The 10,363-nt window shown below is 59.9% G+C and carries 12 protein-coding genes; 5 read left to right on the forward strand and 7 right to left on the reverse strand.

Annotated features, from left to right (window positions below):
- Positions 1–264: 264 nt before the first annotated feature.
- The 3 genes from AC13RM_RS28130 (at position 265) to AC13RM_RS28140 (ending at position 1,136) form a co-directional block, all read left to right on the forward strand.
- Positions 265–453: a hypothetical protein gene (locus AC13RM_RS28130; RefSeq protein WP_113232720.1), complete on the forward strand. Its 189-nt coding sequence runs from the start codon at positions 265–267 to the stop codon at positions 451–453.
- Positions 454–539: 86 nt separating this feature from the next.
- A complete protein-coding gene (locus tag AC13RM_RS28135) occupies positions 540–662 on the forward strand; it encodes a hypothetical protein (RefSeq protein ID WP_285176169.1) in 123 nt (40 codons plus the stop codon).
- Positions 663–893: 231 nt separating this feature from the next.
- On the forward strand, positions 894–1,136 hold the full coding sequence (locus tag AC13RM_RS28140) for a DUF982 domain-containing protein (protein WP_113232722.1): 243 nt from the start codon (positions 894–896) through the stop codon (positions 1,134–1,136).
- 229 nt (positions 1,137–1,365) lie between these two features.
- On the opposite strand, the gene AC13RM_RS28145 is transcribed toward AC13RM_RS28140, so the two are convergent.
- The 5 genes from AC13RM_RS28145 to AC13RM_RS28165 form a co-directional block, all read right to left on the reverse strand.
- Positions 1,366–2,238, reverse strand: a complete 873-nt coding sequence (locus tag AC13RM_RS28145; RefSeq protein WP_374822541.1) for an SH3 domain-containing protein — start codon at positions 2,236–2,238, stop codon at positions 1,366–1,368.
- Positions 2,239–3,008: 770 nt separating this feature from the next.
- Positions 3,009–4,472, reverse strand: coding sequence for an efflux transporter outer membrane subunit (locus AC13RM_RS28150; protein WP_285176173.1), 1,464 nt, complete (start codon positions 4,470–4,472; stop codon positions 3,009–3,011).
- A gap of 352 nt (positions 4,473–4,824) precedes the next feature.
- Positions 4,825–5,769 (reverse strand): phosphoribosylaminoimidazolesuccinocarboxamide synthase, encoded by a 945-nt coding sequence (locus AC13RM_RS28155; RefSeq protein ID WP_285176184.1) that lies wholly within the window; start codon positions 5,767–5,769, stop codon positions 4,825–4,827.
- A gap of 142 nt (positions 5,770–5,911) precedes the next feature.
- Positions 5,912–6,595, reverse strand: coding sequence for a phosphoribosyltransferase (locus AC13RM_RS28160; protein WP_285176174.1), 684 nt, complete (start codon positions 6,593–6,595; stop codon positions 5,912–5,914).
- A 12-nt stretch (positions 6,596–6,607) separates the two neighbouring features.
- Positions 6,608–7,408, reverse strand: coding sequence for a pseudouridine synthase (locus tag AC13RM_RS28165; protein ID WP_285176175.1), 801 nt, complete (start codon positions 7,406–7,408; stop codon positions 6,608–6,610).
- Between the two features lie 362 nt (positions 7,409–7,770).
- Between AC13RM_RS28165 and AC13RM_RS28170 the strand changes: the two genes are divergently transcribed.
- Both AC13RM_RS28170 and AC13RM_RS28175 read left to right on the forward strand, forming a co-directional pair.
- On the forward strand, positions 7,771–8,490 hold the full coding sequence (locus AC13RM_RS28170; RefSeq protein ID WP_374822546.1) for a response regulator: 720 nt from the start codon (positions 7,771–7,773) through the stop codon (positions 8,488–8,490).
- A 3-nt stretch (positions 8,491–8,493) separates the two neighbouring features.
- On the forward strand, positions 8,494–9,846 hold the full coding sequence (locus AC13RM_RS28175) for an ATP-binding protein (protein ID WP_374822549.1): 1,353 nt from the start codon (positions 8,494–8,496) through the stop codon (positions 9,844–9,846).
- A gap of 66 nt (positions 9,847–9,912) precedes the next feature.
- Here AC13RM_RS28175 and AC13RM_RS28180 read toward each other — a convergent pair whose 3' ends face one another.
- Together AC13RM_RS28180 and AC13RM_RS28185 are read right to left on the reverse strand one after the other, a co-directional pair.
- Positions 9,913–10,119, reverse strand: coding sequence for a hypothetical protein (locus AC13RM_RS28180; protein WP_113232728.1), 207 nt, complete (start codon positions 10,117–10,119; stop codon positions 9,913–9,915).
- Positions 10,120–10,165: 46 nt separating this feature from the next.
- The coding region (locus AC13RM_RS28185) for a hypothetical protein (protein ID WP_488555931.1) at positions 10,166–10,363 on the reverse strand (198 nt) is incomplete at its 5' end.

Genomic DNA, 10,363 nt, shown 5'->3' on the forward strand with positions numbered 1-10,363 from the left:
ATCTTTGAGCCTGCTCCGTCGCGTGGTGGCGCGTGCCCGAAAACCGTCATTGGCTTTCAAGGCGTAGCAACCCGCTATTCGTCCACGCACCCCTCGTGAAGACATCAAGTCCCGCCTGAACTGTAAATGCGGCGATTTAAGGAGGGATTAAGAACATTCCGGTCCGCATTGTCGCTGTCTTCGCCCGGCGTCCGCCAGGCGTGTGCAGGGAACTTTTCGCTATCCTGAGCATTATTCCATCATAAAACGATAGAGGGCGAACCTATGAGTTCATTGCTGAAGATAGAGGAAGTTGTAGAGAGCAAGCTGCGGGAGGTCTGGAGCGTCGAGGATTTCGCCCGGCGTCATCGGATTTGCAAGGAGGAGGAAGCCCGGCTGAAAAAGCTGTTTGGCGACTTCGCAACGAAGCAGGAATTGCTCTCAAACGCGCAAAGGCCGCCCCAATTTCGTTGATGGGCCGCTGAAAGGATTTGGCAGGCCGGCGCGATGTTTCGTGGGCTGCTGCGGCCGAAGGATTCGCAGCGGAGGAGGCTACGCCAATGTGGACACGTTTCGAATTGTGGCTGGTTGACCAGATCGACCGAATATTCGGCCTCGAACGGCTTGCACGCCGTGCCGGTTTTTCCCCGGATGAGGCGAAGCGGATCGCACGTGAAAAATAGATCGCCCGTGCGGCTTCAGTTATCCGCAGCCATGTCCGTTCTCCTGAAATTACAGGATAGCACCTCGCTTGCCTCGATACAGAGCGAGGCTGCCACCCGGATGCGTCGATACTCCGCGAGGCGCACGCAATCTTCCATATTTTCGAATGGGCTGATCAAGGTTATAGTGAGGCATGTGGCCGTCTTGAAGGGCGGTTCCAAGTAATTGGTAGCGCGTGAGGAGGAGTGTTCATGCGACACATCAAATGGAGCAATCCAATCGAGGTCGGTTTTGCTCAGGGTACGTTCCAGGTCGTCACGGGCCCGTCCGAGGCTCTCAATTGCATGGCCAATCTCTGGCCTGACCGGCGTGGTCCGCTCTACGTGGCGGCAAGAAGCCTTTGCCGGGCTGCCATCGATGGCCGCAAATCCGCCGAAGAGGCACGGGAAATGTTCATCTCGGCGACACGGGAAGCGCATCTCAAGATGCATTGAAGCATGCCGCTACCATCGAAGATTGACCGTCCAAATCTTGCGAACCGGCGAAAGCGCGGCAGAAGTCGAGAGTTTTGGACGCGTGTTTTTCCATGAAAGCATCTCTTGAGTGCAGCTCCCGCATGGTGGCGAGCGCATTCTTCTCGGAGGCGATACATCTCATCAAAAAGGCCGACGACTTTCAAAGTCGCCTGCCTTTTGGCTTTTCAGGCTTTGGCAGAGCTGTCCGTCAGCGATTCGAGCCTCTTACGGACATCCGGCAATTGGGCTCCGACGCGGGGCATGGATCCCGATGATCGGGGCTGTAGGGTCCTGGTTGGCCGGCGTTGGGCCGCGGATTGTTCTGCGGCTGCGGCTGCGGCTGAGGTTGAGCCTGCTGCGGTTCCGGGCGCGGGCGGTTGTCCGGACGATTATTGTCCGGGCGATTGTTGTCGCGCTGGCGGTCCGGCCGGTTACCCCAGTCCTGGTTGTTGTCGGGGCGCTGTCTGCCCCAATCGCGATTGCCATCACGTTGCCTGTCCCAGTCGCGATCACGATCGGGCCGGCGATCCCAGTTGCGGTCCGGCTGGTTGCTCCAGTCCGAGCCGCGATCCCAATCGCGGTTGCGATCCGGACGACGGTCCCAATTGCGGTCCGGCCCGTTATCCCAGCCGGGGGAATTGCGGTCCCAGCCGCTGTCCGGGCGGCGATCGACCCAGCCCGGGCCGCGGCGCCAACGGTCGCGGTCACGATAGAAGTCGCGGCCGCGATAATAGCGACCCCAGTAGTCGTCGAAGTTGAAGACGACCGTCGGAATGCCGAGCGGGCGGTAATATTGCGGACCGACATAGATGCGGCGTGACTGGTAGGTCGCCTGGATATAACGGCCGGCAACCCATCCGCGGCCGCCATAGAAGGAGACATCGCACCACGGCGTATCGTTAAGACAGCCATTGATCTGAAGCGGTACACCGACGGGGATCATCGTCACCGCCGGATAGGCAGTGCTCGGGCCCGACCGCATATTGACGTTGGCGGTGGCAAAGCCTTCCGCCGCTTCCGCGATGGTCGGCAGCGCCACGAGCGCCGCCAGAATACCCGCCGCAAGAATCTTGAACCTCATAGATTACTCTCCCTTTGCGCAGCCATGCCGCGAAATCGCTGCCCGGCGCCTGTTCCGCTGTCGTGCGCCTACCCCGGCGCTCTTCGGTAAGACTTTCCAATTTCGGCAAGATAAAGACCTAGCGCTGCACGGAATCTGATAGGATTCCATGATGCCTCTTCAATCTTTGCATGTGTTATAAAAGTAATTGCATGAATGCAGCTTGAACGGCTCACGTCGAAACTAAAATGCTGCCTCTCGAACTCCGCCGATAAAGCCCGCCAGACTTAGCCGACATCGCCAGAACCTTGCCCGGGAAGGGCAGGTTTTCGCCAGGCTTGCCTATCCTCATCGGCGTTACCGATGTGGCAGCATCGACTGCTTCAAGAGCTTTTTCGAGGAAACTAAAAAGCGGCCTTGAAATTGCCACCTTACCCTCTCATATACTCTTCAGTCATGCAGCCGATGGGCGCTGGCGCGCTGGAAAGCGAGCCGTTTGGTCCGTCGATATCATGGAAGCAGCGTTAACTCTTCGTTGACCTTTCATGATCAATCTGGCTGCAGTTCCGCCCTTGCCTTTGACCACGGATGTACTGGCACTGATGTGAAGGCGGATGGCGAAAGGCCGGATCATTCCGGCCTTTTTGTTTTTTGGCGATGGCGTGCTTCCGGCGAAAGCGGAGTGCGCCATTTTCATTTTCGACTCTTTCGCGTGACAAAAGAAAAACCGCCGCAGATGACTGCGGCGGCTTTGCATTTTAAGCGATGCGCCCGCCAGGCGGGCGATATCCTTAGTTCGCCTTCTTGGCCGAAACCTTGACAACCTTGGGCTTGGCAGGAGCCTGGGCAATAGTCGCCTTACCGGCCGGCACATAGCCAGCGCCGATATTGATGTTCAGCCCGATATAGTCGAGAGCGCTCTGCTGGACAGCCTGCGCCAGGCTCTGCTGAGCAGCGGTCACGTTGCGCTGCGCATCGAGAACGTCGAGTAGCGAGGATGCACCATCCTTATAGCTCGCGGTCGAAAGCTGCAGGGCTTCCTGATAGGACTTGACCTGAGCCTGCAGTGCGGCGACCGTCTGTGCGTCGCGAGCGACGGCGGACAGATAGTTCTCGACGTCTTCGATAGCCGAACGTACCGTTGACTGCCAGGCAAGATAGTTCTCGCGGCTCGTCGATTCCGCACTCTTGACACCGGCACGCAGGGCGCCACCGTCGAAGATCGGCAGGTTCAGCTGCGGGCCAAACGACCAGGTGGTCAGACCGCCGCTCGCCGACGAGGTATGGATATAGGTCGGCGAAATCGAACCGCTGAGCGTGATCGACGGGAAGAGCTTGGCTTCAGCAACGCCGATCTGGGCCGTCGAGGCTGCAAGGGTCCGTTCTGCAACGCGAACGTCCGGACGGTTGCGGATGAGGTCGGCGGGAACGCCGGTGCGAACGCTGCCGCGGAACACCGGCTGCCTGCCACCGCCCTGCATCTGCGCGATGATCGTCGATGAGGGAACGTTGAGCAGCGTTGCGATATGATGCACCTGCTGGCGATAGCTGATTTCATAACCAGGTACCAGTGCCAGCGTCTGGTTGACGAGGCCCTCGGCCTGAACCACGTCGAGGCGCGATGCAGCACCGGCTTCGAGCTGGAACTTCGTCAGCGAGAGCGTGTCACGCCGGGATTTCAGGTTTTCCTGAGCGATCGAAATGAGCGCCTGGTAGTAACGGGCGTTGACATAGCTGTTGGCGAGATCCGAGAGAAATGCCAGACGCTGGACGTCGACGGTGGAATAGGCGGCATCGAGCGAGGCGTTGGCGCTTTCCGTTGCGCGGCGATACTGACCCCAGAGGTCGAGCAGCCAGGAAGCCGAAGCTGTGCCCGTCGTCGTGTTCCGTCGTCCAGCTGAGCTTGATACTCTCGAGCCACCCTTCTGGCCGCTGGTCGTGTTGTCGCCGGAGACGGTGAGGCTCGGGAGACCGCCTGCACCTGCGGTGACGACGGCAGCTTCCGCCTGGTTGATACGTTCCAGCGATTGCTGGATGGTAAGGTTCTGGGCAAGTCCCTGTGCGGCGAAGGCGTTCAGCTTGGAATCGCCGAAAGCGGTCCACCATTGCGAGCCGGCAATATCGCCGTTCGCCTTCGTACCGCCCTCCGAGAATTTGGCCGGGAGAGGCATTTCCGGTGGCTTATGGTCTGGGCCGCTGACGCAGCCTGCCAAAACAAGCAGCAGGGCGGGGGCGGCAGTACGAATGGAAACCATCACATTGTCCCACAATTCAATTTACTGATTCAGTGTCTTTTGACGGAGTCGACATGACTCCATGTTCCGGCGCTCCAGTCTTACGCAATACAAACAATGACCCGAAGCGGTCGGCGTCAATCTAGCAACGAGTTTTGCAATAGCACAGTGGCTTTTACGAATTCTCGGCTGCGAACATATGTGGGATCGGCCGAAATATCAGCTTATCGGTAAAAAAAATCTGAAGTGTTGCAAAAAACATACCCTCGCATCCGCAATCAAGGGGTGTGAACGGCGCAAAGCTCCGCTGGCGCCGCAACTTAAGGGAAGTCCCGGCGTGTCGATTCAGCCAAACGACCGTTCAGACGGTCTCTTAAGGGAAATAGCGGGCGAGGCTTGCGCGAACCCGGTCGCGCGGTGTCGCGCTGTGATCGTCGGGCACGAAAGCAGTGCCCGTAATCGCTTCGTAAGCGCGGATATAGACCTTGGATGTCTGTTCGATGAGGTCGCTCGGAATCTCCGGAATCTCGTCCTTGTAAGGATCGCAGCGCTCCGTGACCCAGGCGCGGACGAAATCCTTATCGAAGCTTTCCGGGCGCGCGCCCTTTTCGAATCTGTCCTGATAGCTGCCGGCCAGCCAGTAGCGGCTGCTGTCAGGCGTATGGATCTCGTCGGCAAGGATGATGGTGCCGTTTTCATCAGTCCCGAACTCATATTTGGTATCGACGAGGATCAGCCCCCGCTTGCGGGCGATGTCTTGCCCGCGCGCGAACAGGGCAAAAGCGTAATTTGTCAGCGTCTGCCACTGCTCTTTTGTCAGAAGCCCGTGCTCGACAATCTGGGTCGGCGTCAGTGGCTCATCGTGGCCGCCGTCGAATTCCTTGCTCGTCGGCGTGATGATCGGCTCGGGCAGGATCTGGTTGTCGCGCATGCCATCCGGGAGCGTGATGCCATACATCTCGCGCTGACCCTTTTTATAGAGCGTCAGAACCGAGGTGCCCGTGGTGCCGGCGAGATAGCCGCGAACGACGACCTCGACGGGCAGGATATTCAGCCGCTTTCCGACGACGACGTTCGGGTCCGGATAGTCGATGACGTGGTTCGGGCAGATATCGCGTGTCTGTTCGAACCAGTAGCGGGCCGTCTGCGTCAGCACCTGGCCCTTGTAGGGGATGCAGGTGAGGATACGGTCGAAGGCGCTCAACCGGTCGGTGCTGATGATGATGCGGCTGCCATCGGGCAGATCGTAATTCTCGCGCACCTTGCCGCGATAGTAGTTGGGCAATTCTGGGAAATGGGCTTCGGAGAGAATTCGCAACGCGTCCACCAACAGGCTCATGCATCCGCCTGGCGGATGCTTCTTGAGCGGACCCTTAGCGCATTGCAGCCGGAATCGGAACGGTTTTCACACATAATAATATGTAAACGGCTCCATTCGTCGGTTACGGGCGCGAAACGTGTCAGGCCGGCCGGCGCCAGCAACCATTTTCACCCTGCTCGAGGATCGGTGTCGAAAACACGCCGACGATCCTCTCGCTCCATCGCTTGCCGCTCAGATCGACACGATCCCGCCAACGATCGGATTGCAGCATGGCCGCGCCGATCACGACAGGCTCGATATTGCAGGATGCCAGGAGGGCAAGCCCGGAAACGATCGACGCGCCGCTGGAGATGACGTCGTCAATCAGCGCTACGCGCCTGCCTTGCAGCAATGGCAACATGCGCGGATCCATATAAAGACGCTTCTCCTGGTTCGGCGTGGTGATGGAGGAAAGCGCGACCGACAGTTCGTCGCGATACCAGAACTTGCGCGATGTCCCGAGCGGCACGTAGCGCGCATGGCCGAGTGCGCGGGCAACTGCTGCTGCCAGTGTCAGGCCGAGGGTCGGCAAACCGGCGACGACATCGACATCATAAGCTGCGATCCGCTCCGCAAGCGCCTCCGCCAGAGCTTCCAGAACGGTGAAGCTTGCCTGATTGACGATCAGCGATGCCAGCGCATGTTCGCCATCGGCAAGCATCCGGATCGGCAGACACAGCTGACGCGCGTCCGGCAATTCGGCGACATGAAAATCCGCGCGCTCCTCCATGGGATCGAAAGTGTCAGGCGCATGCAGCTCCTGCCAGAAGTCATGGGGTTGCATGGCAGTCTGCCTCTATCTGTTGACCTTCATTCCTGCGCGCCGGTGCAACTCGAGGATCTCTGCCTCCGTCAGGGCGCGCACGCCCCCCTTCGGCAGATCGCCAAGTGCGATATCGCCAAAGGCGACGCGTACCAGCCGCAGGCAGTCGATGCCGAGCGCCTCGAGCATGCGCCGTATCTGACGGTTACGACCTTCCTTGAGCTCCACCTCGATCCAGCAATTGCGATCGCCGCTGCGCAGGAGGCGGGCGGAACTGGCGGTCAGCAGTTCGCCATCGTCGATGATGCCGCGCTCCATGCGCGAAAGCTGCTCGTGATCCATGATCCGGTCGACCTGCACATGATAGGTCTTGCCGACATGGCTGACCGGATCGAGCAGGGCCTGCGCCAGTACCGTATCATTGGTAAAAAGCAGCAATCCCTCGCTCGCCTTGTCCAGTCGTCCGACAGGAGCGAGGTGGCGGGCATCGATCTCCCTCAGGCAATCATAGACCGTCGGGCGTCCCTCGGGGTCGTCGCGGGTGGTCACCAGCCCGCGCGGCTTGTTCAGCATGAAATAGAGCTTTTTCTCCGCAGCGATCTCCGTGCCGTCGACCGCGAATTTCGAATGTTCCAGATCGACCCAGGTGGTAGGGTCTGACACTTGGCGTCCGTCCACGCTCACGCGGCCGGCCGCGATCAGCGCCTCTGCCTGGGTGCGGGAGCAATAGCCGAGTTTGGAAAGCGCCCGCGGCAAGGTCACGCGCTTGCCATCTGGTTCCGGCCTGCCCTTCGCCGCCCTGCCGGATCTTTGCGGTGATTGCCGTTGGCTCACCCGTCTCGCCTCATGTGCTTGTTGCCGTAGCCCGGCATGACAAGCCGGAGAGCACAATCCTTTCGCATGGCAGCGAACCGGACGCAAATCGCATTGTCGAGGCAGGATCGGAAAGGCCGGCCTGAAAGGCAGACAGGGCTCGCATTTCATGGACACGAGCCCTGTCGCGGACCGGAGCGGGCGATGGGGTCGGGTAGACGGCAACGTGGCTGCCGCCATTCGCTCCGGAGGGATCGCGGTTGCGGAGAAACTGCACTGCTTCTTTTGCTGGGATTTTTCAAAAGAAGCGAAATTTGTTACAGTTTGTAACGCTGGCCGTTTCCCTGTTGCCAAAACCGCCTCTCGCCCCGCATGGAAGAGCCATGGTTTCCGCATCGCTGCTTCTGGTCGAGGACGACCGCGAGATTAGGGCGCTCCTGGAGGAGTTCCTGAGCCGTGAAGGTTTCTCCGTACAGGCAGCCGACAGTGCCGCTGCCATGGATCGCCTTTTGTCCAAGGGCTTTCCTGATCTGATCATCCTCGATCTGATGTTGCCCGGCGAAGACGGACTGTCGGCATGCCGGCGCATCCGCGCCCGCAGCAAGGTGCCGATCCTCATGCTGACGGCGAAAACGGAAGATATAGACCGCATCCTCGGCCTCGAAATGGGGGCCGACGATTATCTCGGCAAGCCTTTCAATCCGCGTGAGCTCCTGGCGCGCATCCGCGCCATCCTTCGCCGTTCCGGTCCGGAACGGCCGGAAGATAGCATCCGGCCGTCGAGGCGAAAGAGCTTTGCGGGATTGACGGTCGATCTTGATGGCCGGGTGATCGAGATGGACGGCGAGCGCGTCGTGCATCTGACGACGGCAGAATTCGATCTGCTCGTCTGCTTCCTCGAAAGGCCGCGCCGTGTGCTCTCGCGCGAGCAATTGCTCGACTGGACGCGGGGCCGCGGCGCCGATCCGTTCGATCGCACCATCGATGTCACCGTCTCCCGCCTGCGCACCAAGCTTGGCAATTGCCTGCCCGATGGCGCCCATATCATCACCACCGTGCGCAATGCCGGCTATCTCCTCACAATGGACGTGAAAGATGTCTGAGCCATGCTGAAACTCGGTCTCGTCGCCCGCATCATCATGATCGTCGCCGTGGCGCTGTTCATCATTCAGCTTGCGGCCTTTGCGGCCGCACAGCTGAAACCGGATACGCCGTTCAATCCGGAACTGTCGCCCGCCAAGCAGGTGAAGACCGCGATCCGTCTTCTCGATGCCATTCCGCCCGAGGCGCAGCAGACTGCGGTGCGAGCGCTGAATGCCAACGGCCTGGCGATACGGCTCGCGGATGCGCCCGCAGCCGGTGACAAGAGCGGAACTTCGGATCTTACGCTCACCGGCAAGTTGGCGCGTGAATTCGCCAACATCGCCTTCGGCGACCGGTACTTCAACATGCGCTCGCTCTCGGAAAAGCCACAGGGCTGGTTCTCCGTCGGTGAGCCGGGCAGGATCGTGGAAGTGTCGATCGGCGTTGCCGGCGGCAAGATCGCGGTCTTCAACCTGCCCGAAACGCCGACAGTGCGATTGAACGGCATTCCCATCGGCCTCATTGCCGGCATTCTCGGCATGCTGGTCGCCGTCATCGCCATTGCCGCCGTAGCGCGGGAAACCCGGCCCCTGACGCGCCTGTCGCGAACCGTCAACTCGATAGGCAACGGATTGCAGCCGGTTCATATTCCCGAAAGAGGCGCCTGCGAGCTGCGCATGCTGATCAAGGCGATCAATGCCATGCAATTGCGCATCGCCGCGCTCGTCAGCAACCGTACCCTCATTCTTGGAGCGATCTCGCATGATCTGAGAACCTATCTCACCCGCTTCCGCCTGCGCATGGAAATGATGCCCGAAACGCCGCATCGTGAGCGGGCGATCGCCGATGTCGAGGCCATGCAGCGGCTGGTGGAGGACGCACTCGGCTTTGCCCGCAGCACCGTCGTTTCGGATGGCAAGATCATCGTCGATCTCGATGCGGCCATTCGAGGTCACCTTGCGGAGCGGCAGGACGGGCAGGGCCTCGTGGGTTTTGCGCCGATCGGGCAGCCGATTGGCGTGACGATGACGGAGACCGCTCTGGTACGGGTACTCGACAATCTCATGGACAATGCGCTGCGCTACGGTGGCCGGGCCGATATTGTCGCCGAGCGTCGTGGCGATCACGGCGCTATCGTCGTCGGCGATCGCGGACCGGGCATCCCGGCAGAGCGACGCAAAGAGGTCCTCGAACCCTTCGTGCGATTGGAGGAATCGCGCAATCGCGATCTCGGTGGCAGCGGGCTCGGCTTGGCGATCGTCCGCCAGATTCTCGATGCGCATGGCGGCACACTCTGTCTGGAAGACCGCGAAGGAGGCGGCCTGAATGCCGTTGTCCTGCTGCCACTGGCGATAATGGAAAGAAGAGCGGCCTGAAGACAGGTACCGCTTAAGTATCGATCGCGTCAGGGCGCGATCGACGCGTTCTGCAAGGGTGCCTGCTCAATGGCAGGTCAGGAAGTTCTGCAGCTCTTGCCGGCTCAAGACGATGCCCGCAGCCGCCTTCTGTGGATCAGGATGCGTATAGGTGAAGCTCGGCAGGTCGGGTAAATCCAATGCCTGGCGCATGCTCATAATACCGAGCGCACGGCGGCCATTGGCGCTGTCGAAGCTGACTTCGATAATGCTTTCCGGTCTTGTAATATGCATTGTTTCCTCCCTTCCCTTTTTATCTGCTCAAACCATAGCAGAAACCTTATGGAAAATCTTGGTTTTTCTGGGGCTTGCGGCGGCTGGATTTGCTCGTGAACCCAACAAGCAGCCCGGAAGGCGTGCTCAGACCAATGAGCAGGGCATATATGGAGGGGAAGCCTGTCGGATTCCGCCGCTTGAGCAAAATTTGACCATCCGGACAACATTTTTGCGCCCTTTCGAGGAAAAAACCTCCACCATT

Source organism: Martinezella sp. CNPSo 3732, from assembly GCF_057784515.1.

Bases quoted from the DNA above. Each gene is read 5' to 3' on its own strand.
- AC13RM_RS28130 (WP_113232720.1), top strand. From the start codon at position 265: ATGAGTTCATTGCTGAAGATAGAGGAAGTTGTAGAGAGCAAGCTGCGG.
- AC13RM_RS28135 (WP_285176169.1), top strand. From the start codon at position 540: ATGTGGACACGTTTCGAATTGTGGCTGGTTGACCAGATCGACCGAATA.
- AC13RM_RS28140 (WP_113232722.1), top strand. From the start codon at position 894: ATGCGACACATCAAATGGAGCAATCCAATCGAGGTCGGTTTTGCTCAG.
- AC13RM_RS28145 (WP_374822541.1), bottom strand. From the start codon at position 2,238: ATGAGGTTCAAGATTCTTGCGGCGGGTATTCTGGCGGCGCTCGTGGCG.
- AC13RM_RS28150 (WP_285176173.1), bottom strand. From the start codon at position 4,472: ATGGTTTCCATTCGTACTGCCGCCCCCGCCCTGCTGCTTGTTTTGGCA.
- AC13RM_RS28160 (WP_285176174.1), bottom strand. From the start codon at position 6,595: ATGCAACCCCATGACTTCTGGCAGGAGCTGCATGCGCCTGACACTTTC.
- AC13RM_RS28170 (WP_374822546.1), top strand. From the start codon at position 7,771: ATGGTTTCCGCATCGCTGCTTCTGGTCGAGGACGACCGCGAGATTAGG.
- AC13RM_RS28175 (WP_374822549.1), top strand. From the start codon at position 8,494: ATGCTGAAACTCGGTCTCGTCGCCCGCATCATCATGATCGTCGCCGTG.
- AC13RM_RS28180 (WP_113232728.1), bottom strand. From the start codon at position 10,119: ATGCATATTACAAGACCGGAAAGCATTATCGAAGTCAGCTTCGACAGC.